General features: G+C 59.0%; 20 protein-coding genes. 17 read left to right on the top strand and 3 right to left on the bottom strand.

Features of this window, described 5'->3' with window-relative positions:
- Positions 1-248 precede the first annotated feature (248 nt).
- Positions 249-599, top strand: a complete 351-nt coding sequence (locus tag ETHHA_RS07785; protein WP_013485436.1) for an EamA family transporter — start codon at positions 249-251, stop codon at positions 597-599.
- A 4-nt stretch (positions 600-603) separates the two neighbouring features.
- Complete coding sequence (locus ETHHA_RS07780) at positions 604-966, top strand: EamA family transporter (RefSeq protein WP_013485435.1); 363 nt, start codon at positions 604-606, stop codon at positions 964-966.
- Positions 967-973: 7 nt separating this feature from the next.
- On the opposite strand, the gene ETHHA_RS14580 is transcribed toward ETHHA_RS07780, so the two are convergent.
- A complete protein-coding gene (locus ETHHA_RS14580; RefSeq protein ID WP_013485434.1) occupies positions 974-2,041 on the bottom strand; it encodes a glycosyltransferase family 2 protein in 1,068 nt (355 codons plus the stop codon).
- A gap of 217 nt (positions 2,042-2,258) precedes the next feature.
- Between ETHHA_RS14580 and ETHHA_RS07770 the strand changes: the two genes are divergently transcribed.
- The 13 genes from ETHHA_RS07770 to ETHHA_RS07710 all read left to right on the top strand — a co-directional run bounded on the left by ETHHA_RS07770 (position 2,259) and on the right by ETHHA_RS07710 (position 18,010).
- Positions 2,259-3,299, top strand: a complete 1,041-nt coding sequence (locus ETHHA_RS07770; protein WP_013485433.1) for a glycosyltransferase family 2 protein — start codon at positions 2,259-2,261, stop codon at positions 3,297-3,299.
- Positions 3,300-3,320: 21 nt separating this feature from the next.
- Positions 3,321-4,187 (top strand): glucose-1-phosphate thymidylyltransferase RfbA, encoded by an 867-nt coding sequence (gene rfbA / locus ETHHA_RS07765; RefSeq protein WP_013485432.1) that lies wholly within the window; start codon positions 3,321-3,323, stop codon positions 4,185-4,187.
- Positions 4,184-5,074: a glycosyltransferase family 2 protein gene (locus tag ETHHA_RS07760; RefSeq protein ID WP_013485431.1), complete on the top strand. Its 891-nt coding sequence runs from the start codon at positions 4,184-4,186 to the stop codon at positions 5,072-5,074. The genes rfbA and ETHHA_RS07760 overlap by 4 nt, the downstream gene beginning before the upstream one ends.
- Positions 5,075-5,255: 181 nt before the next feature.
- Positions 5,256-6,107 carry a dTDP-4-dehydrorhamnose reductase gene (gene rfbD, locus ETHHA_RS07755; protein WP_013485430.1) on the top strand — a complete coding sequence of 284 codons (852 nt, stop codon included), beginning with the start codon at positions 5,256-5,258 and terminating at the stop codon, positions 6,105-6,107.
- Positions 6,108-6,161: 54 nt separating this feature from the next.
- Entirely contained in the window at positions 6,162-6,719 is a 558-nt protein-coding gene (rfbC, locus tag ETHHA_RS07750) for a dTDP-4-dehydrorhamnose 3,5-epimerase (RefSeq protein WP_013485429.1), read from the top strand.
- An 18-nt stretch (positions 6,720-6,737) separates the two neighbouring features.
- Entirely contained in the window at positions 6,738-7,757 is a 1,020-nt protein-coding gene (rfbB, locus tag ETHHA_RS07745; protein ID WP_013485428.1) for a dTDP-glucose 4,6-dehydratase, read from the top strand.
- 53 nt (positions 7,758-7,810) lie between these two features.
- A complete protein-coding gene (locus tag ETHHA_RS07740; RefSeq protein ID WP_013485427.1) occupies positions 7,811-8,614 on the top strand; it encodes an ABC transporter permease in 804 nt (267 codons plus the stop codon).
- 18 nt (positions 8,615-8,632) lie between these two features.
- Entirely contained in the window at positions 8,633-9,397 is a 765-nt protein-coding gene (locus tag ETHHA_RS07735; protein ID WP_341349184.1) for an ABC transporter ATP-binding protein, read from the top strand.
- Between the two features lie 78 nt (positions 9,398-9,475).
- On the top strand, positions 9,476-12,112 hold the full coding sequence (locus tag ETHHA_RS07730; RefSeq protein ID WP_013485425.1) for a glycosyltransferase: 2,637 nt from the start codon (positions 9,476-9,478) through the stop codon (positions 12,110-12,112).
- A gap of 7 nt (positions 12,113-12,119) precedes the next feature.
- Positions 12,120-14,375 carry a glycosyltransferase gene (locus ETHHA_RS07725; RefSeq protein ID WP_041686771.1) on the top strand — a complete coding sequence of 752 codons (2,256 nt, stop codon included), beginning with the start codon at positions 12,120-12,122 and terminating at the stop codon, positions 14,373-14,375.
- A gap of 32 nt (positions 14,376-14,407) precedes the next feature.
- The gene (locus tag ETHHA_RS07720) at positions 14,408-15,646 is read left to right on the top strand and encodes a glycosyltransferase family 4 protein (RefSeq protein ID WP_013485423.1); all 1,239 of its coding nucleotides are present in this window, start codon (positions 14,408-14,410) and stop codon (positions 15,644-15,646) included.
- 106 nt (positions 15,647-15,752) lie between these two features.
- Positions 15,753-16,820, top strand: a complete 1,068-nt coding sequence (gene pyrB / locus ETHHA_RS07715; RefSeq protein ID WP_013485422.1) for an aspartate carbamoyltransferase — start codon at positions 15,753-15,755, stop codon at positions 16,818-16,820.
- Positions 16,814-18,010, top strand: a complete 1,197-nt coding sequence (locus tag ETHHA_RS07710; protein ID WP_013485421.1) for a class I SAM-dependent rRNA methyltransferase — start codon at positions 16,814-16,816, stop codon at positions 18,008-18,010. The genes pyrB and ETHHA_RS07710 overlap by 7 nt, the downstream gene beginning before the upstream one ends.
- On the opposite strand, the gene ETHHA_RS07705 is transcribed toward ETHHA_RS07710, so the two are convergent.
- Positions 18,007-18,654, bottom strand: a complete 648-nt coding sequence (locus ETHHA_RS07705; RefSeq protein WP_013485420.1) for a VTT domain-containing protein — start codon at positions 18,652-18,654, stop codon at positions 18,007-18,009. The two genes, ETHHA_RS07710 and ETHHA_RS07705, sit on opposite strands and share 4 nt — an antisense overlap.
- A gap of 175 nt (positions 18,655-18,829) precedes the next feature.
- On the opposite strand from ETHHA_RS07705, the gene ETHHA_RS07700 reads away from it, so the two are divergent.
- Positions 18,830-20,545: a putative polysaccharide biosynthesis protein gene (locus ETHHA_RS07700; RefSeq protein WP_013485419.1), complete on the top strand. Its 1,716-nt coding sequence runs from the start codon at positions 18,830-18,832 to the stop codon at positions 20,543-20,545.
- A 19-nt stretch (positions 20,546-20,564) separates the two neighbouring features.
- On the opposite strand, the gene ETHHA_RS07695 is transcribed toward ETHHA_RS07700, so the two are convergent.
- Complete coding sequence (locus tag ETHHA_RS07695) at positions 20,565-21,569, bottom strand: RluA family pseudouridine synthase (RefSeq protein ID WP_013485418.1); 1,005 nt, start codon at positions 21,567-21,569, stop codon at positions 20,565-20,567.
- 161 nt (positions 21,570-21,730) lie between these two features.
- Between ETHHA_RS07695 and ETHHA_RS07690 the strand changes: the two genes are divergently transcribed.
- The gene (locus tag ETHHA_RS07690) at positions 21,731-22,459 is read left to right on the top strand and encodes a JAB domain-containing protein (protein WP_013485417.1); all 729 of its coding nucleotides are present in this window, start codon (positions 21,731-21,733) and stop codon (positions 22,457-22,459) included.
- Positions 22,460-22,529: the final 70 nt, after the last annotated feature.

The raw sequence follows: 22,529 nt of genomic DNA, 5'->3' as shown, positions 1-22,529 counted from the left end.
CCCGCTTTTCAAGATGATTTCCGATGCTTTCTTGTAAAATTGCGGATCGGGGGAATGCAAAGCCGCTCCGGCGCGGGCGGATGCCGTCGATTTTGCGTAGAAATTCACGAAACGGGCACATCTTTCTCACCAAACCGTCTTGCAAAAAACACACCGCGGCGATATACTTGACATGCTCTGTTGGAGATTCCAAAAACTGCGGGGCCGCTGCGGCGCGGCTTTTGCAATATGAAAGTCTGGGTGAAAAAATGGACAACCGCTTCCTGGTTTCCCTGCAAAAAAACAAGGTCGGCATGGCTATCATGACGCTTTCGGCGGCCTTTACGGCGTTCGGTCAGTATTTCTGGAAGGCGTCCCACGGTTCCAACCTGTTGCTGATGTTCATCGGGTTCGTCTTTTACGGGTTCGGTGCGCTCACCATGATCCTGGCGTTCCGCTACGGCAGCTTTTCCGTTTTGCACCCCATGCTCAGCCTGGGGTATATTTTCGGCATGGTCATCAGCGTGGGGCTTCTGGGGGAAACGATCGACGTTTACAAAATCATCGGGCTGCTGTTTATCCTGTTCGGTGTGACGATGGTGGGGGTCGGAGATGCATAACGGTATGATTTTCGTGTTGTCCTGCGTCGGCGGCATCCTGGGCATGACACTGCTTGGGTCGCTCGGCGGTTTTTTCTTCAAGCGCAGCACCAGCGGCGCCACCATCTGGGAGATCGCCAAAAGCAAATTCGTTTATATCGGCGTGCTGTTCTATCTGGCCGGCGCCGTAGCCAACATTCTCGTGCTCAAGCAGCTGCCGTATTCGGTGGTCTATCCCATGTCCGCCATCACCTATGTGTGGTCGATGGTGTTCTCGCGGCTCATTTTGAAAGAAAAGTTCACGAAGCAGAAACTCATCGGCATCGTCGCCATTCTCATCGGCGCGGTGTTTTTCGGCATGGACGGGTTTGCCGGACTGGCCAAATAAAAGCGTTTTATGTTTTCAGCGCGCGCAGGGCTTTCTGCCCCAGGCAGGCGAGCACGACGGGCAGCGCCTGCTTTCGCTTTGCAAACGTGAGGGTGGCGCCCAGCCGCCCGGCGGGCCACTCGGAGGAAGGCACTGCCTCCAGTGCCTGCGCGATGACCGGGTGATGCAGGATTATGGAAACAAATTGGTATTTTTTTGAAAAAGACGGCGCGTTTGCGGCATAATAATTCAAAAGGGTGGGCGTTTCTGCGCAAATCTTGCGGGGCAGGCGCGTGGGCGCCTGCACATCTAATCTTTCCTGTGAAGCAAGTGTTGAAAGAAACGCGTATTTGCGCAGCCGGCAGTCGAAATATGCCGGTTGGAAGCGACCTGTAAAGGTTTCGGCCTGTTCCACATAGTGGTAGAGCGGCCGCGCGAGATAGGTGATGCGCGCAGCGCGCGCCGTCACCAGCAAATTGAACAGATTATCCTCCGTATAATAGAGTTTTTCGTTTGGGAAGCGGATGCCGTTCGTTTTGAGCAGCGCCGCGCGATAGAGGCAGCACCACACATAGGAGCGCGCGTCCGCGAATGGGCAGCAGTCCGCGAAAGCGGCCAGTTCACCCGGCGCGTACCCAAAAAAATAGGGCAGGATGCGCGCGCGGATGTCTACTTCTTCAAACACGCGGCTGCCTCCGGCGAACGGCTTGCGGATCTCCGCGCGGCCGGGCCTGTCCGCGAAATAGTCGCAGACGACAAGATCCGCTTCTGTTTCCAGCGCGCACCCGTGCAATTCGGTGAACATGCCGGGTTCCGCCCGGTCGTCCGCATCCGCAAAGCCGATGAACTTCCCGGTGGCAGCGCCCAGTCCCGCGTTGCGCGCAGCGGCCGGTCCGGCGTTGGCCGTGTGCAGCACGCGCACGCGCGGGTCTTTTGCGGCGAATGTGTCGCAGAGGGACAGGCTCGTGTCGGTGGAACCGTCGTCCACCAGAATCAACTCCAAATCACGCAGCGACTGGTTCAACAGGGAATCCACGCAGCGCGGCAGGGTCTTTTCCGCGTTGTAGACCGGGACGATGATGCTGACCGCAGGCATGGCGCTTCCTTTCCGCCGGCCCGTTTCGGGCGCCGACATCCGTGTAAAACACACGGGGTATTGAACAGAACGGTACTTCTATGATACAATAATTCCTTGTAAAACGAAAGGATTTCCCGCCGAGGGATGTGATGCCTTTTCCGGAAACGATCCCGCGGAGGATATCCGGCCCGCCCGGCCGGGAGGGATGCCGCGGCGGAAAGAAAGAAGGGCTTGCTTGAAACTGCTCAGCATCGCGGTCCCATCCTATAATGTGGAGCAAACACTGGGGAACACGCTGTGCTCGCTGTGCCTGCCGTCGCTGCTGCCGCTGCTCGACATCATCGTGGTGGACGACGGCTCCACCGACGGCACGGCCGCGCTCGCAAACACGTTCGCCGCGCGGTATCCCGACAGTGTGCGCGTGATCACGCAGCAGAACAAAGGGCACGGCGGCGCGGTGAACACGGGAATCACGGCCGCAGTGGGGCGGTATTTCAAAGTGGTGGACGGAGACGATACGCTGGCTGCCGACGGTTTTGCGCGCCTGCTCGACTGCCTGCACGTTACGCAGGCCGATCTGGTGCTGGCGCATTATGAAAAGGTGCCGGCGAACGATCCCGCCCACCCCGAGCCGATGCGCTTTGAGGGCGTGGAGTTCGGGCGCGTCTACACGTTCGCGGACCTGCCGGTGGAGAACGGGATGTATTTCGGCATCCATTCCATCACCATTCGCACCGAGATTCTCCGGCAGCACGATATCCGTCTGCAGGAGCATACGTTCTATGTGGATGTGGAATATGGCTTGCTGCCCGTCCCGTATGTCCATACAGTGGCGTTTCTGGACGCCGTCGTCTACCGCTATGCGGTGGGGCGCGCGTCGCAGTCCATCGCGGTGGACAGTTTTGTGCGCCGGTACGGCGACCATGAGCGGGTGGTCAAGCGCATGGTCGCCTTTGTGCGGGACAAGCCGCTCGACGCGGTGCGCAGGGCGTATGCCTATAGCGTGCTGCGCAAGCTGTGTTTTACCCAGTACATGATCGCCGCGTTTTATGACCCCGACCTCAAGCGCGGCGGCTGGCGCGCCCGCCGGTTTGACGCATGGCTGCAGAAGAACGACGCAGCGCTTTATGCTATGATGGGCGAAAACGCCTACCTGCGCCTGCTGCGGCGCACGCGCTTCCTGTTTTTGCGCACGGCCTTCACCAAGGCGCTGCTCAACAAGGCATACCGTTTGATGAAATCCTCGTTCCGCAAAAAGCGGAAATTTACGTATTGATTTTGAAATGGAGGCATCTTTGTGAAAGGTATCATTCTGGCGGGAGGCTCCGGTACGAGGCTTTATCCCATCACCAAGGCGGTGTCGAAACAGCTCCTGCCGATTTATGACAAGCCTTTGATCTATTATCCGCTTTCGGTGCTCATGCTGGCGGGTATCCGGGATATTCTCATCATCTCCACCCCGCGTGACCTGCCGCTGTTCGAGAGCCTGCTGGGAGACGGCGCGCAGTTCGGCGTGCGGTTTGAATACGCCGTGCAAGATCAGCCCCGCGGGCTGGCGGATGCCTTCATCGTGGGCGAGTCGTTCATCGGCGGCGACAGCGTCTGCCTGGTGCTGGGCGACAATTTCTTCTACGGCGCGGGCCTCACGCAGTTGCTGCAGGAAGCTTCCGCCGTGCAGGACGGCGCGGTGGTGTTCGGCTGCTATGTCAAGCACCCCAAGGCGTTCGGCGTGGTCGATTTCGACGCGCAGGGCAACGTGCTTTCCATTGAAGAAAAACCGGAAAAGCCGAAGTCCAATTATGCGGTGCCTGGCCTGTATTTCTATGACAACCAGGTGGTGGAGATCGCCAAGGCGGTCAAGCCCTCCGCGCGCGGCGAGATCGAGATCACCAGCATAAACAACGCCTATCTGGAGCGCGGCAGGCTGAAGGTCAAGCTGTTCGGGCGCGGCGTGGCGTGGCTGGATACCGGCACCTGCCAGGGCCTGCTGCAGGCGGCCAATTTCGTGGAAGCCGTGCAGACCCGCCAGGGGCTCTACATCGCCTGCCTGGAAGAGATCGCTTACACCAAGGGCTTCATCGGCCGTGAAGACATGCGGGCGGCCGGCGAGTCCCTGAAAAAGACTGATTACGGCAAATACCTGCTCTCGCTTGCAGACGCATGACGGCGCCGGCGGGCCGCGTCGCGGCGGTCATCCTCAACCATAAGGACAACGCCAATGCGCTGCGGCTGGTGCGCACCCTGCGCGGCTGCGCGGAGGTCGGCCCCATCTGCGTGGTGGACAACTCCGAGACCGGGGGGCTCACGGGGCGGGAGGAGCCGCTGAAAGAAAGCGGCGTCCTGTTTCTGCAAACAGCCAACGACGGCTATTCCAAAGGGAATAATCTTGGAATTTCCGCCGTAGAATCCCAATGTGGCCTGCCTGAAATTTTCCTGATCGCCAATCCCGATATTCTCATCGACGCGGACGCTGTCGCACGGTGTGTTCGCCTGCTGCGGACACACCCGGAGCTGGCGCTCGCCGCCCCGCGCATGCTGCGCGGCGACGGCACTCCGCACGACCTGCCCGGCTGGCGCAGGCGCACCGTGCGCGGCGATCTGGCCTACAGTTCCGGCATTCTGGCGCGCACGCTTGGCATGCGGCGCGAAGCCTATCCGCCGTCGTATTGGAATGAGCGGTCGTTTGTGCGGGTGGACTGCGCGGCGGGCGCGTGCTTTTTCATCCGGGCGAACGCGTTTAAGGCCTGCGGGTATTTCGACGAGCGTTCCTTCCTCTTTTATGAGGAGGATATCCTGGGCGAAAAGCTGCGGCGCATCGGCCTGGGCGAAGCCGTCTGCACCGATTGTACCTACCGCCACCTCGAGGGGGTTTCCGCCGCAGTCTCCCTGCGGAAATACCGCATCATGCAGCGCAGCCGTTTCTATTATCACAAGGTCTACCGGCGCGCCGGTTCCGCCGCTCTGTTTGCGCTGCGCGCGGCCACGGCGCTTGGCACCTGCGAATGCCTGCTCAAGCAGGCGTTGCATACATTGAAGCTCAGGAACCGCTGATTGATGCCGAGCGTGTGTCTGAACGGCCGCTTTTCTGTCCGGACTGCGTCCAAAATGCTCCGATACGGCAAGTATTCATGCGCTGTTGTCCTTGCCGAACGAAAAATGGTCTTGTCCAGACATGCAATCTCCATTCAATCAGCGGTTCCCTGAAAAAATGACGAAAGACGGGGGTCTTACCATGCGTATGCTGATTATTGCTGCCGACGGGCAGCTTGGCACCGATGCGGTTTCCTATTTTTCAAAGAAATACGACGTATCCGCTTTTAAAACGGCCGATATGGACGTCACCGATCCCATTCGGGTAAACGGAGCGATTCTGGCCGTGAAGCCCGACGCAGTGCTCAACTGCGCGGCCATGACCAATGTGGACGGCTGCGAGTCGCAGGCGGAGCAGGCCTACCGGGTCAACGCCTACGGCGCGGGGCTGGTGGCGCTGGCGGCCGCCCGCGTGGGCGCGCATCTGGTGCACATTTCCACCGACTATGTATTCGCCGGGGACGGCAGCCGCCCGTATGTGGAAACCGATAGCCCCGATCCGCAGAACGTCTACGGCGCGTCCAAGCTCTCGGGTGAGCGGCATGTCCAGGCGCTCTGCCCCAACAGCGCCATCCTGCGCACGGCGTGGCTTTACGGGCCTCATGGCAACAATTTCGTGAAGACCATGCTCAAGCTGGCCGAAAAAGGCGAGGTTGGCGTGGTGACCGACCAGGTGGGCAACCCGACTTCCACATTTGAACTCATCCGCATGATCGACGCCGTTGTCGCCTGCAAATCCACCGGCATTTTCCATGCCACCTGCGAGGGTGTGGTGTCGTGGAACGGCTTTGCGCGCGAGATATTCCGGCTGGCCGGCGTGGAAGTGAACGTGAAGGACGTGACATCCGAGGAATTTGTCCGTCCGGCGCACCGCCCGGCCTATTCGGTGCTTTCCAAGGACAAGATCGCAGCCGTCACCGGCTACCGCCCGGCGGACTGGCAAGACGCATTGCGGGAATATTTCGATTATCAGGCCGGAAAGATTGATTTTTGATGGGAATTTTGTCATACTGATACAGTTGCAGAGAATAGAAAGGGAAGTGTCCTTATGAACGTAATCAAAACGGAGCTCGACGGCGTGCTCATCGTGGAGCCGCGGGTGTTTGGCGACAACCGGGGATGGTTCATGGAGACCTATTCCAAGGAAAAGCTCGCGCCGCTTGGCGTCACGGTGGATTTTGTGCAGGACAACCAGTCGTTCAGCGCCCAGAAGGGCACGCTGCGCGGGCTGCATTTCCAGATGCACCCCAAGGCCCAGTCCAAGCTGCTGCGCTGCACCCACGGCGCAATTCTGGATGTGGCGGTGGATATCCGCAAAGGCTCGCCCAACTACACCAAATGGGTGGCGGTGGAACTGAGCGCCGAAAACAAGCGGCAGTTGTTCATCCCGGCGGGCTTCGCGCACGGGTTCGTCACGCTTACCGACGACGTGGAAGTGCAGTATAAGGTAGATGAATATTACGCGCCCGACTGCGACCGCAGCATCCGGTTCGACGACCCGGCCATCGGTGTGAACTGGGGCATAAAAGCCCCCATCCTTTCCAAGAAAGACCTCGGTGCGCCCCTGCTTGCGGACAGCGACTGCAATTTCACTTACCCGGCGTAAAAATAAAGGAGAAAATGTATGAAGATTCTGGTGACGGGCGGGGCCGGTTTCATCGGTTCCAACTTCGTGTACTATATGCTGGAGAACCATCCGGAGGATGAGATCCTCTGCCTGGATTTGCTGACCTACGCGGGCAATCTGCAGACGCTGGACGGCGCGATGAAGAACCCCCATTTCCGGTTTGTCAAAGGCGACATCGCCGACCGCGCGTTCGTATTCGACCTGTTCCGGAAAGAAAAACCGGACATGGTCGTCAACTTCGCAGCCGAGTCGCATGTAGACCGTTCCATTGAGAACCCGGGCATTTTTCTCCAGACCAATATTCTCGGCACCGGCGTTCTGATGGACGCCAGCCGTGAAGTCGGTGTGCAGCGCTACCATCAGATCTCTACCGATGAGGTCTACGGCGACCTGCCGCTCGACCGCCCGGACCTGATGTTCACCGAGGAGACGCCGCTTCACACCTCTTCTCCCTATTCTTCCTCCAAAGCGGGCGCCGACCTGCTGGCGCTGGCCTACCACCGCACGTTCGGCCTGCCCGTGACCATCACGCGCTGCTCCAATAACTACGGTCCCTATCATTTCCCCGAAAAACTCATTCCGCTCATCATCACCCGCGCGCTGGACGATCAGACCATCCCGGTTTATGGCACGGGCGCAAACGTGCGCGACTGGCTGTATGTGGGCGACCACTGCTCCGCCATCGATCTGGTGCTGCGCAAAGGTAAAGTGGGCGAAGTTTACAATGTGGGCGGGCACAACGAGCGCAGCAATCTCGACGTGGTGAAGACCGTGCTGCGCGAGCTTGGCAAACCCGAGAGCCTCATCACCTATGTGACCGACCGCAAGGGGCATGACCGGCGTTATGCCATCGACCCGACCAAGATCGAGACCGAGCTCGGCTGGCAGCCGACCTACCGGTTCGACGAGGGCATCAAGGTGACCGTCGCGTGGTATCTGGAGCACAAGGACTGGTGGCAGACCATCCTCGCGGGCGATTATCAGGATTACTACGAAAAAATGTACCAGAACCGCTGAAACGGCCGTCTCGGCTTTCTGAAAACAGTTTTTGCAGACTGTTGGAGTGTGTCATGCTGAAAACTTTAAAAAATTTTAAAAAATATTCCTATCTGTTGCAGCAGCTGGTCATCCGTGATTTCAAGGTGAAATACAAGCGGTCGATTTTGGGCGTGCTTTGGAGCGTGCTCAACCCGCTGCTTACCATGATCGTGCTGACGGTCGTTTTTGAGGGAGTCATGCAGCTGCGGGGCAACAGCACCATCAAGAGCTACCCGGTCTTCCTGCTTTCGGGCTTGTTGTTCTGGAACTATTTTTCCGAGGCGACCAGTCTGGCCATGGGCGCGGTGGTCAACAATTTCAACCTCATCACCAAGGTCTACATGCCCAAATATATCTTCCCGCTTTCCAAGGTGCTTTCCAGCGCCATCAACTTCGTGTTTTCGCTGGTGGCGCTCTATGTCATTCTTTTCTTCCAGCCGGTGCAGGTCACCTGGCTGCATGTTTTCCTGCCGCTGGACATGATCTATGTCATTATTTTCGCCATGGGCGTGGCGCTGTTCCTGTCGGCTATCACGGTCTTTTTCCGGGACATGTTCTATATTTACAGCGTGGTCATCACCATGTGGATGTATATGACGCCAATCATCTATTCGATCGACACCATTCAAAACAGCAAATACCACTGGTTTATGATGCCTCTCATGAAGCTTAACCCGATGTATTACTACATCACCTATGCCCGGAACATCATTCTCGACGGCCAGCTTCCCACGCTGCATCTCAACCTGATCTGTCTGGCCGCGTCGCTGCTCACGCTGCTCATCGGCGCCCTCTTTTTCCGATGGAAGCAGGACCGCTTCATCTACTACATCTGAAAACGGCTGGTTTTCAGGATGTCCGCTACGGGGGTTTTCCTTTTGATTAAAGTAGAAAATGTGTCGATGCGCTTCAATCTCGGCAAAGACCGGGTGAACACGCTCAAAGAGTTCCTGATTCGTTCTCTGAAGCACGATCTGGCAAAAAAAGAGGAGTTTTGGGCGCTGCGGGATATCTCCTTCGAAGTGCCAAAGGGTGAGGTGCTGGGTCTGGTGGGCACCAACGGCGCCGGCAAGAGCACGCTGCTCAAGGTGATTTCGGGCGTGATGAAGCCCACCGCCGGGAAAGTGGAGCTGCACGGCACCATCGCGCCGATGATCGAGTTGGGCGCCGGGTTTGACATGGAGCTCACCGCCAAGGAGAATGTGTTCCTCAACGGCTCCATCCTCGGCTACAGCAAGCAGTTTTTGCAGGAGAAATACCAGGAGATCGTCGATTTTTCGGAACTTTCCACATTCATGGACGTGCCGGTGCGCAACTTCTCCTCCGGTATGGTGGCAAGGCTTGCCTTCGCCATCGCCACGCTGGTGGCACCGCAGATCCTCATCGTGGATGAGATCCTCTCGGTGGGCGACCCGCCGTTCCAGCAGAAAAGCCAGCATAAAATGATGGATATGATCCACGGCGGCGCCACGGTGGTGTTCGTGTCGCACTCCATGCAGGACATCAAAAGGCTGTGCAAACAGGTTCTCTGGCTGGATCACGGCCATATGAAAATGCTTGATGACACCGACGCTGTTTTGGAGGCGTATGCCGATTTCTGCCATTTGGAGCAGGAATGACCTCGCCGGGTTTTAATTCCGGGTTTTAACTAAAAGACATATAAAAAGAAAGAATATCAAAGAATGGGTGGGAATGTAATGCCTTTTGAACCGTCGGTCTCCATTGTGATCGTGAACCTCAATGGCCTGCGCCATCTGGATGAATGCTTCAAATCGATCCAGCGGCTGGATTATCCGAAAGATAAGATCGAAGTGGTCCTGGTAGACAACGGCTCCAAAGATGGTTCCGTGGAATTCGTGCGGGAAAAATACAGATGGGTCAAGCTGATCCGCAATACCAAAAACGAGGGGTTTGCCAAGCCAAGCAACGACGGCGCGCGCGCCGCTTCCGGCGAATATGTGGCGTTTCTCAACAACGACATGAAGGTGCACAAACGCTGGCTGGCCGAACTGGTGCGCTCCATTGAAGTCAATCAGGCCACCTGCGCGGGTTCGGTCATTCTCAACTGGAACGGCGAACTGCTGGATTTTGCCGGCGGCAGCCTGACGTTTTACGGGATGGGTTTTCAAGACCATTTCCATGAGCCGATCAAAGAGTTGGAGCCGCTTTTCACGCAGGACAAAGACCTCTTTTTTGCCTGCGGCGGCGCCATGCTGGTGGACCGGAAGATTTTTCTGGAAATCGGCGGGTTTGACGAGGATTTCTTTGCCTATTTTGAAGATGCGGATCTGGGTTGGCGGATGAATACCCTGGGCTATCGGGTGGTGCTGTCGGCCAAATCGCGCGTCAATCATAAACACCACAGCACCGGCTCCACGTTCGCGCGTGAGCGGATGCGCTACCTGTATTTCCGAAACAGCCTGTATACCGTATATAAAAACTCCAGCGACGAGATGCTGAACAAAGCGTTCTGGCCCACCCTGTTGATGAACAATGCCCTGATCTTCAAGGAATCCGGCCTGAACGAGGAAGATTATGACCTGCGGATATCCAGCGGGGATTTCATACATCAAGAGGCGCACATCACCCATTTGGGCGCGTCGCATCTGGCGGCACAGAACGCGTTTGTCCGGAACCTGCGGGTCATGACGGAAAAACGCGCGTATATCCAGCAGAACCGTAAAATGGACGACGACAAGATCGCAGCGTTTTTCACAGACCCGTTTGCCTGTGTCGGTGCGGATGCCTATGCCTACCATGCGCTGAAATACGATCTGATCCATCTGTTTGGCATCGACCAGGCTTTCCACCATCCGTTCAAGCGGAAAGTGCTTCTGGTGACCGCGGATCAGACCGGCAAAAAGATGGCGGGCCCTGCGATCCGTTATTTTGAATTTGCAAAAGCGATCAGCAAAACCTGCGACGTGACCCTTGCCTCCTACGGTATGGAAGGACTGGAGGATACCCGGTTTAAAACGGTGCAGTATACATTTGAAATGGAGGATAAGCTCTGCCAGGCGGCGGTCGAGGCGGACGTCATCCTCCTGCAGGGCTTCATCCTGGACAACACTCGCAGTTTTCCGGATATAGCCAAACAGAAATACCTGATTTTTGACCTGTATGATCCGTTTGTCATCGAGAACATTGAGGCGCTCAAGGATCAGCCCCTGACACACCGCAGAGGCAATGCGGCCTATTCGCTGAAAGCATTGTTGAAGCAACTGCGGCTTGGCGACTTTTTTGTGGCTGCCAATATCGTCCAGCGCGATTACTGGATGGGCATGCTCACGTCGGTCAACCGCATCTCGCCGGAAGCCTATGACATCAGCAACAATTTCAGCAAGATGATCAACCTTGTTCCTTTCGGCATTGCGGATGAGGAGCCGGTGCACGCGCGCGATGTGCTGCGGGGCGTCTGGCCCGGCATCAACAAGGAAGATTTCATCCTGATCTGGGGCGGCGGCGTCTGGAACTGGTTTGACCCCATTTCGCTCATCAAGGCCGTCAAGATCCTTTCGGAAGAGCGGTCGGATATCAAGCTGTTTTTCCTCGGCGTGAAACGCCCCAATCCCACCACTCCCGAGATCCGGATGCTCAACGATGCGGTGGCGCTGGCCAAAGAGCTGGACCTTTATGACCGCCATGTGTTTTTCAATTTCGACTGGGTGGATTATAACGACCGGCAGAATTATCTGCTGGAAGCGGACGCGGGCGTGAGTTTCCATTTCGACACGGTGGAGACACATTTTTCGTTCCGCACGCGCATCCTGGATTATCTGTGGGCCAATCTGCCCATCATCGGCACGGAGGGAGACTATTTCGCCGAACTCATCCGGGAAAAAGAAATGGGCGTCACCGTCGGGTTCCAGGCTGTGGACGAAATTGCGCAGGCCATCCGCAAGCTGGCGGACGACAAAGCGTTCTATGCCCGCTGCAAGGAGCATATCGCGCAGGTGGCCGAGGATTACCGCTGGAGCAAGGTGAGCAAGCCGATCGTGGATTTCTGCCAGAATCCGGTGCATTTGCGCGATCTGACCTTCCATATCGCCGAACTGGAATCCGGAGAACGCGAGGAAGTGCGCGAAATTGATCGTCTGCCGTCGGTGGGCCGTCCCGCCCGCCGAGGCTCGGTGCAGCAGATGCTCTATGAGATCGAGCAACGGCAGATCGAGCTGCAGAAATCCATCCGCCGCGTTTCCCACGACGGGCGCGACGCCAACGAGCGGCTGGCGGAATTGCAGACGTGGTCGTATATGATGAATGACCGCTTCAATAAGTTCAAAGGAATCGCCAACCCGTTCAAATTTTTGAAACGGCTATTCAGACGGAGATGAGCGGCAATTGGATAACGGCATGACGGTCGATATCATCGTTCCCGTTTATAACGCATTCGAGTATCTGCGGGCCTGTGTGGAAAGCATCCGCCGCAACGCGGGGGAGCAGCCGTTCCGTCTGGTGCTGGTGGATGACTGCAGCACCGACGCGCGCATCGCCCCCTTCCTGCGCGCATTGGCCGACGCCGGCGCGGTGGTCCTCCGCAATGAGGCCAACTGCGGGTTCGTCCATTCCGTCAACCGCGGGATGCAGGCGTCCGAGAACGATGTGGTGCTCTTGAACAGCGACACCGAAGTAACGCCCCACTGGCTGGAGAGGCTGACCGCCTGTGCCTGCCGTGATCCGCGCACGGCCACGGCCACGCCTTTCACCAACGCGGGCACCATCTGCTCGGTGCCGCAGTTTCTGCGGGACAACGCGCTGCCCGAAGGCTTTGCGGCGGATCGGTATGCCGCCCTGATTGAGCGGGTGAGTCTGCGGGAATACCCGCAGATTCCGACGGCAGTGGGGTTCTGTATGTATATCCGCCGTGCGGTCATCAAGCAGGTCGGGCTGTTTGATGAAGAAGCGTTCGGCAAGGGCTACGGGGAAGAAAACGATTTCTGCTACCGTGCCCTGAAGGCAGGCTATCACCATGTGCTCTGCGACGATGTGTTCGTCTACCATAAAGGCAGTGCGTCGTTCGGCGATGCGCAAAAGCAGGCGCAGGTACAAAAAAACCTTGAGATTTTGGCCGAACGCCATCCGCACGAAAAACACCAGACCGACCTGTTCTGCCGGGTTCATCCGCTGCGCCGCCTGTGGGAAAATATCGACGTGTTTCGCGCGTTCGACAACGGGCGGCGGAACATTCTGTATATCCTGCATATGCCGGTACCCTACCGGCAGGGGGACTCCCAGATGGGCGGCACGCAGAAGCATGTGCTGGAGCTTTGCCGCGCGTTGGACAGGCGGTATAACGTCTTTGTCCTGTGGCCGGAGAAAGAGGACGGAATCTGCTTCATCGGCAGCAACGGGACGGAATGGAAGGAACTGTTCTTCCCGCTCAAGGCTGTCACCTCGCTCTCGTATGAAGACAAGATCCGGCAGGTGCTCAGCGAGATTCTCAAGGCCTTTTCGATTGATCTGGTGCATGTCCACCATATTCTGCATCTCACGCCGGCCGTATTTGAGGTCGCGCGTCGTGCGGGCGTGCCGTGCGTGTTCACGGCGCATGACTATTATATGCTCTGCCCGCAGGTCAATCTGTTGAAAAACGGCGTGTATTGCGGGGCGGATGCGTCGCAGTGCGCGAATTGCCCTGCCTGCGCGGGGATCGACATCGCCGCGTGGCGCGCGAAAATGGGACAGGCGCTCGCGCAGGCGCAGGCTGTGGTGGCGCCGGATGATTCGGTGGCGGCGCTGTTTGGACAGGTTTTTCCGGATCTGTCCGTCGAAGTGCACGAGCACGGCATGGCGGTGCAGGAACAGGCAGAGACCGTTTCCGCGGGCGCTTCCGGGAAATTTCCCGTAGCGTTTGTGGGCAACATTGCCCGGCACAAGGGCAGCGCGCGTATCGCGGACGTGATTGAGCGGGGCGGCGCGGATATCGACTGGCATGTGTTCGGCAACATCGAGGACAAAACGTTCCGTCCGCGCAATTCGAGTCTGCATCTGCACGGCCCGTATCAGGGGGCGGAGATCGTCGGGCTGCTGCGTCGGCACGGCATCCGGCTGGCATGCTTCCTGCCTACCTGGCCGGAAACCTACAGCTATGTGCTCACCGAATGCTGGCTGGCTGGGGTGCCGGTGCTGGGGTATGATCTCGGTGCGGTGGGCGGCCGCATCCGTAAGACCGGCTGCGGCTGGCTGCTGCCGCCGGACGCCGGCACCGAGGAGATCGTGCGCCGCATCCGCGCCATCCGTGACGATGCCGCCGGGTATGCGAAACGGATGGAAGCGCTGGCGGCGTTCCGGCCGGTCACGACGGAGCAGATGGCGGCGGGCTATGTCGGATTGTACGAGCGTCTGTTCGGTGCGCCGCATGTCGGCCAGGGATACGACAGGGCGCTGATCGTGGCGGCGGTGGAAGCCGCCGCGAAAGGCACCGAGACCATGGGGATGGCATACGGCGCGCAGCTGGATGGACTGCGGCAGAAACTGCGCCGCGTGCTGCCGCGCCCGCTGGCCGACGCGTTGCTGCGCGGGCAGTATCCGTTCAAAAAACAGATCAAACGCGCCGCCGTGTGGGCGGGTGGGCTTTACCGCCGCCTGCGCGGATAAACGGCAGAACGGGGCAGGGAAGGGGCACGCGCATGGGCATCGCACACAAGTTGAAAACAGCGGCGGAGCTGCTGCGCACCAAAGGCATCGCAAGCGTATGGGCGGTGTTTTCGGCCAAAACGGCGCGCGCCGCCCGGCGTGCCGCACATGCCGCGCGCGGCATGCTGTTTCGCACCCGTCTGCTGCGTGCGGACACGGGCGAAACGCTCCGGGTGCTGTATATCGTCAATGAGGTGGAGATGTCCGGCGGGCAGACGGTGCGTTACCGCGTGTTCAACCTCATCGAAGCGCTGCGCGGGCAGGCGGACGCATCTTGGTCCATGCTGGAAGACGGCGTGTATCTGGACGACTGGCAGGTGGCGCGGGCGGACCTCCTCGTCTGCATGCGGGTGTTCGATACGCCGCAGCTCCGCCGCCTGCTTGCCCTCGCCGCGCGGCATGCCGTGCCCGCGGTGTTTGATATCGACGATCTCATCTTCCTGCCCGACTATTACGACGGGTTCTGCAAGGCGCTCGCGGTGCAAGACGGGTTTGAAAAAGACATGTACGCGGATATGTTCGCCAAGTTCCATGAGGCGTTCATGCGGTGTGATTTTGCCACGGCCAGCACGCCCTATATCGCCGAACGGATGCAGCCGTATAAAGCCGCGCGGGTCATCCACAACGGGCTGAACGAGACGCAGATGGATGTCGCCCGCGGGCTTCCGGAAACCGCGCGGGGACAGGTGTTCCGCATTTGCTATCTCAGCGGCAGCAAATCGCACAACGTCGATTTTGCGCAGGCCAAACCCGCCATTGCGCGTATTCTGGAAGAATATCCGTCCGTTCGGCTCCGCGTGGCCGGGTATCTGGACGAAGACCTTTCCTCGCGTTTCCCGGGGCGGGTTTCCCGCGCGCCGTATATGCCGTGGCAGGAGCTGCCCGCTTATTGCGCCGCGTGTGATCTCAACATCGCGCCGCTGGATACGTCCAGCCCGTTCTGCCACGCCAAGAGCGAACTGAAATATTTTGAGGCCGCTCTGGTGGGGGTGCCCACCGTAGCTTCGCCCACCGATACCTTCCGTCGGTGCATCCGCCCGGGTGAAAACGGCCTGCTGGCTGAAACGGAGGAAGAATGGTACGCGGCCATCAAATCGCTTATCGACGACGAAGAGCTGCGCGGGCGCATCCGGCGGGCCGCGAAAGCGGACGCACTGGAGCGGTATGCGCCGTCGGCCATCGCTGCGGAGGCGCTGGCGGCCTACCGCGGCATCTTAGCGGAGCGGCGGTAAACCGGCAACTTGCCCCTTGGCGGGCGGTATGATACAATAAACAGAAGATTTGTGTCAGATCAGTGGGACAAATGCGGAAATTTGCGATAAGGAAGATGATTGCGGAATGCCATGCGGAGATTTGCTGGATCTGAACGATTGCAGCGTGACCGACTGGAAAAACCTCATCAAACTGGCGGACGACATCCGTCTGAACCCGCGCGACTATATGCATCGGTGCGAAGGCAAGGTGCTGGCCACGCTCTTCTATGAGCCGAGCACCCGCACGCAGATGTCGTTCCAGGCGGCCATGCTGCGGCTTGGCGGGCAGATCATCGGGTTTGACAATCCGGTCAATTCGTCGGTTTCCAAAGGCGAAACGCTGATGGATACCATGCGCATCGTCAGCAATTACGCCGACATCATCGTGGTGCGCCACCCGCAGGAGGGCGCGGCGCGCGCCGCGTCGCTCTATGCGCGCTGCCCGGTCATCAACGCCGGGGACGGCGGGCATTTGCACCCCACCCAGACGCTCACCGACCTGGTTACGCTTTCTACCGTCAAAGGCAGGCTCACCGGGCTGCGCATCGGCGTCTGCGGCGATCTGAAATACGGCCGCACGGTGCATTCGCTGCTCAAGGCCATGAGCCGTTTCGAGGGCAATCGCTTTTACTTGATCTCCACGCCGGAGCTTTCGGTGCCGGATTACTGCAAGGAGATACTGGATAACGCGGGCTGCCCATATGAGGAAGTGCCTGCGCTGGATGACTGCATCGGCGAGCTTGATGTGCTGTATATGACGCGCATCCAGCAGGAGCGTTTCGCCACGCCGGAAGCCTATGAAGCGCAGCGCGGCGTGTTTGTCCTTACGCCCGAAAAATTGCAAAAAGCGCGCGCGGACCTCGCCATCCTGCACCCGCTGCCCCGTGTGGACGAGATCGATCCTGCCATTGACGAGGACCCACGCGCGCTCTATTTTACGCAGGCGCGCCTGGGCATGTTCGGCCGGATGGCGCTCATGCTGCGTATGCTGGAGGACGATATCACCATCCATTCCGAGCGGGAACATCACCTGCACGCGGCGGTCTGTTCCAATCCGCGTTGCATCACCCACACCGAAAAATACCTGTCGCGCAGTGTCTGCAAGGATGAGAACGGGCACGACATCTGCCTGTACTGCGAGGAAAAATGCTGAGCGGGCAGAATGCGGGCGCGGCGGCGCTGCCCGCCGTCACACTGCGCCCCCGCGAGGAACGTGATGTGCAGGAGGGGCGGCTCTGGGTGTTCGACAACGAGATCGCGGGTATCCGCGGCGATGTGCAGCCCGGCGGGCTGGTGGACGTGTTTGCGGCAAAAGGCGTGTTTTTGGGACGCGGGTTCTGTAACATGCGCTCGAAGATTCGTGTCCGCCTGCTTACGCGGGAAGCGGAGCCCATTGACCGCGCTTTTTTTGCGCACCGCCTTGCACGTGCGATCGATCTGCGCAGGCGGCTCGGGCATTTCGAAGCCTGTCGTCTGGTCTATGGGGAAGCCGACTGCCTGCCGGGGCTGACGGTCGATCGTTTCGGCGACGTGCTTGTGGTGCAGATCGCGGCGCTGGGCATGGAGCGTTTCAAGGATGTGGTGGTGGATGTGCTGGCGGACCTGCTGCATCCGCGTACCATCTATGAGCGCAATGACCTGCCCACGCGTGAAAAAGAGGGCCTGCCGCAGCAGACCGGCGTACTCTATGGGGAGGAACCCGGGCTGGTGGAGATCAGAGAGAACGGCCTGCGCGTGCTGGTGGACGTGGTGGGCGGCCAGAAGACCGGCTATTTCCTCGACCAGCGCGAGAACCGGGCGGCGCTCGCGCCGTTCTCATCCGGTGCGGTGCTGGATTGTTTCTGCCATACCGGCGGGTTTGCGCTGCACGCGGCCCGGTACGGTGCGGATACGGTGGAAGCGGTGGATATTTCTTCCGCCGCGCTGGAAATGGTGCGCCGAAATGCCGCACTTAACGGCCTTGCGAACATCACGACCACTGAAGCCAATGTGTTCGACCTGCTCAAAGCCTACCAGCAGGAAGGGCGGCAGTATGATCTGGTCATCCTCGACCCGCCTGCATTTGCCAAATCGAAGTCCGCGCTGCAAAGCGCGGCGCGCGGCTACAAGGAGATCAACCTGCGTGGCATGCAACTGGTGCGCCCGGGCGGTTTCCTCGTTACCTGTTCCTGCTCGCATTTCATGACGCCGCCGCTGTTCCTGGACATGATAAAGCGCGCGGCCGCCGATGTGGGCAGAACCGCGCGCGTGCTGGAAATCCGCTATCAGGCGAAGGATCATCCCATCGGCTTGGGCGCCGAGGAATCGCTTTACCTCAAGTGTGTGATCTTGCAGATGGATTAAGCGGCTTTTTTTGCCTTCCCGAATTTGGCCTTGATGAAACCGATGACGGCCGGAAGCAGGGAAACCACCACGATGAGGACGACGACCATGCTGAAATGGTCGCGGAAGAACGGCAGGTTGCCGAAGAAATAGCCGATGCCGAAGAAGAACGATGCCCAGACAATACCGCCGATGGTGTTATAGAGCAGGAATTTGCGGTAGCGCATCTCGCCCACACCCGCCACGAACGGGGCGAATGTACGTATGATGGGCATGAAACGTGTGATGATGATGGTGACGGCGCCGTATTTTTGGAAGAACGCCTGCGTTCGCTCAATATACTCTTTCTTGATAAAGCGGATGTGCCCGTTTTCCACGCGATGTCCCAGCGCGCGGCCGATCTGGTAGTTGCACATATTGCCGAGGATGGCCGCGGCGCAGAACATGATGACTGCGGCGGGGGCCACGATGGATTTGGCGGCCAGCGCGCCGGCCGCGAAGATGAGCGAATCGCCCGGCAGAAACGGCGTAACCACCAGCCCGGTCTCACAGAAGATGATAAGGAACATCAGCACGTAGGCAACGGTGCCGTAGGCGTGCATGAAGTTGCCGAGGTGCTTGTCGATATGCAGGAAAATTTCGATCAGAGTTTGTATGGTTGGCATGGAAAACTCCCTTTTTTGTTTTTTTGCGGCGTGTCGGACGCGCGGTGTCTTGCGGCCGCCTGTCGAATAAAGGTACGGTTTTCATTATAACATACTCTTTTTGCAGCAAACGAATATTTTGTGAATTTTCGTTAAAAAGGCCGCGTATGCGCCTTTCAGACGTCCGGGGAACGATATGAAGCAGCAATCAACTTCAAAGGGGTTTGCAATCCTCAGCGTGTCCACCATGCTCATCAAGGTGCTGGCGCTGGTCTATCTGCCGGTGCAGGCCGCCGTGATGCACGACTACGGCAACGGCATCATCGCCGCCGGTATGACCCTGTATATGATGATTTATTCCGTTACCAACGTGGGCTTGCCCAGCATCGTTTCCAAAATGGTGGCCGAGCGCTCGGCTCTGGGCGACTACCGCTGCACCCAGCGCATTTTGCGTGTCGCTTCCGTCATGCTGGGAGTGCTGGGCGTGGCGGCTACGCTGTTTACCTATTTTGGCGCCGGCGCGCTGGCGGCCTATGCGGCGTTTCCCACCGAAGCGGTGCTGATGTTCAAAGTCATCGCGCCCACGCTGCTGTTTTCCTGTGTTTCCTGTGCGCTGCGGGGCTATTTCCAGGGACGGCGAAACATGGTGCCCACAGCCATCGCGCAGCTCATCGAGCAGGTGCTCAACACCATTTTCACCGCGCTGTTTGTCTGGCTGCTCTACCGCATTGCGCAGCATGCGGGCGCCGATCTCCATACCTCCTATTCTTTCGGTGCGGCCGGTTCGGCCGTCGGCACTGTGGTGGGGGCGATCGGCTCGGCGCTTTTTCTGGGTTATCTCTTTACAGTGGTCATGCGAAAACAGCGCCACAAGGAATTACAGGAACAGACATATGACGGACCCACGCTGGACTCCCGCACGATTTTCCAGGAGATTCTGCGCTATGCCGTTCCGGCGCTGATCGGTTCAATCGCGGCGAACGCGGCCAATATGATCGACACCTACACCTGCATCCGCAGCATGCAGTGGGGTGGCATGGCCAATGATCTGGCCAGCAGCCTGTACGGCATCTACACCACCCAATATGGTCGTCTGTTCACAGTAGCCATCGGGTTCACCAATCCGTTGGTCTTTACGATGGTGCCGGCCGTGGCTGCGGCGCTGGCCGTGGGCAACCGAAAGCTGTTCCGCCACCGGCTGGCGGAAAGTTATAAGCTGGTCTATCTGTTGATGATTCCCATCATTTCCGGCATGATGTTTCTGGCCAAACCGTCCATCACGCTCATTTTCTTCCACCGCAACAACGGCTCCGACCTGCTTGTTTTCGGCGTGTGGACAGCGGTGCTTTCGGTTATCGCGGCGGTACAGGGCGGCTTGCTGATCGCAGGTGGGGCGCCGCTCGCCGGCCCGGTCAACACCATCATCGGCATGGGGCCCAAAATCCTGTGCAATCTTCTGCTTGTTCCCATCCATTCGGTGAATGTAAAGGGCGCGATTATTGGCAACGCCGTGGGCTGGCTGGTCACCATCGTGCTCAACGACCGCGTGGCGCGCAAGCGTCTGGGCGTGGGTTCCTGCGGGCTGCGCAGCCTGCGCGCGCCCGTGTTCGGCGCGGCGGTCATGGGGGGCGCGTGCTGGCTCATCTACCATGCGCTTTACACGCCGTTTGCCCCGCGCCGTGCGGGCGAAATGAACATCGCCGCCAGCGACGTATCTTTGCTCATCACGGTGGCGGCGGGCATTTTCATCTATTTTTCCGTCATGATCAAGATCGGGGGCGTCTCCGCCGAGGACATCGCCAAGCTGCCGATGGGCGGGCGCCTGCTGCGGCTGCTGCGCAAGGTGCCGTTTCTGCGCAAAAATCTGCAGCCCAAACCAATGGCTCAAGAGGGTGGAAACGGGCGCGACTGAGGTATGCTTCGTGCTGGTTTCAGAGCTTGGCGCGGCCGGGCTTCAGCGCGTCCATCCAGAGACGGAAGGAGGGCTGCGCCCCACGGGTGCGCTGCGCAAACCAGATATCCCCGGTCTCGACGGTCCTGCCTTTCAGATAGTCCAGCGGGCCGGCATCCGCGGCAAAAGCAAACGTGACGCGGTAGGCGTACAGCGCCTGATACCGCACGCCGTAAGGGCGGTTACGCGCGTTGTCGCCATATTTGCCGTCGCCCAGCAGCGGGTGGCCGATATGCGCGAACGTCGCGCGAATCTGGTGGGTGCGTCCGGTTACGAGATCCACTTCCAGAAGGGAGAGCGTGTCCTGCTCGTCCAGCACGCGGTAGCGGGTCACAGCCGTCAGGCCGCCCGGCACGGGCCGGTCATAGACACGCACTTTCTTTTCCGTCTCGTCCTTTACCTGCCAGGTCGTGATCGTGTCGTTTCTGCGCTCCATGCGCCCGTGTACCACACAGAGGTATTGCTTGCGGAGCTCGCGCGCCTTGATTTTTTCGTTGAGCACGCGCAGAGCGGGCGCATTTTTGGCCGCCAGCACGATGCCGCCGGTGTTGCGGTCAATACGGTTGCAGAGCGCGGGGGCAAACGCGTTTTCCCGCTCCGGGTCGTATTCGCCGCGGTCGTACAGCAGGTGCTGGATGCGGCCGATGAGCGTGTCCGCCGAACCGGATTCATCCTCATGCACGACCAGTCCCGGTTTTTTGTCGGCTATCAGAATGTTTTCGTCCTCATATAAAATATCCACTTCGGTGGGCGCATCGAAAAACGTGGCCGCTTTTTCCTCGAAAAACTCATCGTTGAGATACAGCTCCACACGGTCGCCCACGGCGAGGCGCTGGGAGATCGCGGCGCGTCCGCCGCCCACTTTGATGCGCTTGAGCCGGATATATTTGTAAAGCAGGGCCTGCGGCAGGCGTGGCGCGACTTTAGCGACGAACTTGTCCACCCGCAGCCCGGCGTCGTTTGGCCCGACGGTGAATGCTTTCACTTCAAAAATCCCCGTTTCGGTTGATTTGGCGGTAAAGACCGCCTGTGATACGGATATCTACAGTATACCACATCCCGCCCGCGTGCGGTACTTTTCAAACATGCTCTTTTTTGGTATGATATAAACATACGCAGGCCGGATGGCCGTAAGGGGACGACACCGTGAAGCAGAAAGAGGGAAACGCGCACGAAGGGCACCGCGAGCGGCTGAAAGCCCGCTTTGCCGCGGAAGGGCTGGACCATTTTGAGCCGCATGTCATTCTGGAAATGATCCTGTTTTACTCGCTGCCTCGGCGGGATACCAACGAGCTTTCCCATCGCCTGCTCGATGCGTTCGGCGGTTCCCTCTCCAGCGTGTTCGACGCCCCGCTCGAGGAGTTGCAAAAGGTACCGGGCATCGGGCAGAACACCGCCATTCTCCTCAAGCTGTTTCCCGAGGTCTGCCGCCGCTACCTGATGGATCTCAGCGACGCGGGGCGCATCGTCCGGGATTCCGAAGATGCTGCAAAATACCTCTTACCGTTTTTCATGGGGCGCACGGCCGAGATCGTCGCGCTCATGTGCATCGACGGCAAGGGCAAGGTGCTCTTCTGCGGGCAGGTGTTCGAGGGCAGCGTAAACGCCGCGTCGGTCAGTGTGCGGCGCATCGTGGAGATCGTGGTGCGCTACGCCGCCACCGACGTCATCCTCGCGCACAACCATCCGGGGGGGTTAGCCATCCCCTCTGAGGAAGACGTGCACGTTACCGCGCAGGTGGCGGACGCTCTGCGCACGGTGGATATCCGCCTGCTCGACCACCTCATCATTGCGGGGAAGGACTGGGTTTCCCTCGCGGCCACCCCCACCACCGGGCATCTGTTCGCCGTGCGCGACGGATTTGCGGTTTTCTGAGAGATCAGACCGGATGGAGTTTGCACTGGGCAAGACGGGTTTTCCGCCCGGACGCGTATCCGGACTCCAT

The sequence above is a fragment of the Ethanoligenens harbinense YUAN-3 genome (genome assembly GCF_000178115.2).
GTDB lineage: Bacteria > Bacillota > Clostridia > Oscillospirales > Ethanoligenentaceae > Ethanoligenens > Ethanoligenens harbinense.
Note: the sequence above shows the minus strand (reverse complement) of the source record. Positions and strands in the feature narration are given on the sequence as shown.

Excerpts from the sequence above, each read along its gene's own strand:
- ETHHA_RS07730 (WP_013485425.1), top strand. The coding sequence starts at position 9,476 with ATGCCTTTTGAACCGTCGGTCTCCATTGTGATCGTGAACCTCAATGGC.
- rfbD (WP_013485430.1), top strand. The coding sequence starts at position 5,256 with ATGCGTATGCTGATTATTGCTGCCGACGGGCAGCTTGGCACCGATGCG.
- ETHHA_RS07700 (WP_013485419.1), top strand. The coding sequence starts at position 18,830 with ATGAAGCAGCAATCAACTTCAAAGGGGTTTGCAATCCTCAGCGTGTCC.
- pyrB (WP_013485422.1), top strand. The coding sequence starts at position 15,753 with ATGCCATGCGGAGATTTGCTGGATCTGAACGATTGCAGCGTGACCGAC.
- ETHHA_RS07720 (WP_013485423.1), top strand. The coding sequence starts at position 14,408 with ATGGGCATCGCACACAAGTTGAAAACAGCGGCGGAGCTGCTGCGCACC.
- ETHHA_RS07780 (WP_013485435.1), top strand. The coding sequence starts at position 604 with ATGATTTTCGTGTTGTCCTGCGTCGGCGGCATCCTGGGCATGACACTG.
- ETHHA_RS07735 (WP_341349184.1), top strand. The coding sequence starts at position 8,633 with ATGTCCGCTACGGGGGTTTTCCTTTTGATTAAAGTAGAAAATGTGTCG.
- rfbB (WP_013485428.1), top strand. The coding sequence starts at position 6,738 with ATGAAGATTCTGGTGACGGGCGGGGCCGGTTTCATCGGTTCCAACTTC.
- ETHHA_RS07705 (WP_013485420.1), bottom strand. The coding sequence starts at position 18,654 with ATGCCAACCATACAAACTCTGATCGAAATTTTCCTGCATATCGACAAG.
- rfbC (WP_013485429.1), top strand. The coding sequence starts at position 6,162 with ATGAACGTAATCAAAACGGAGCTCGACGGCGTGCTCATCGTGGAGCCG.
- ETHHA_RS07785 (WP_013485436.1), top strand. The coding sequence starts at position 249 with ATGGACAACCGCTTCCTGGTTTCCCTGCAAAAAAACAAGGTCGGCATG.
- ETHHA_RS14580 (WP_013485434.1), bottom strand. The coding sequence starts at position 2,041 with ATGCCTGCGGTCAGCATCATCGTCCCGGTCTACAACGCGGAAAAGACC.
- ETHHA_RS07760 (WP_013485431.1), top strand. The coding sequence starts at position 4,184 with ATGACGGCGCCGGCGGGCCGCGTCGCGGCGGTCATCCTCAACCATAAG.
- ETHHA_RS07740 (WP_013485427.1), top strand. The coding sequence starts at position 7,811 with ATGCTGAAAACTTTAAAAAATTTTAAAAAATATTCCTATCTGTTGCAG.
- ETHHA_RS07710 (WP_013485421.1), top strand. The coding sequence starts at position 16,814 with ATGCTGAGCGGGCAGAATGCGGGCGCGGCGGCGCTGCCCGCCGTCACA.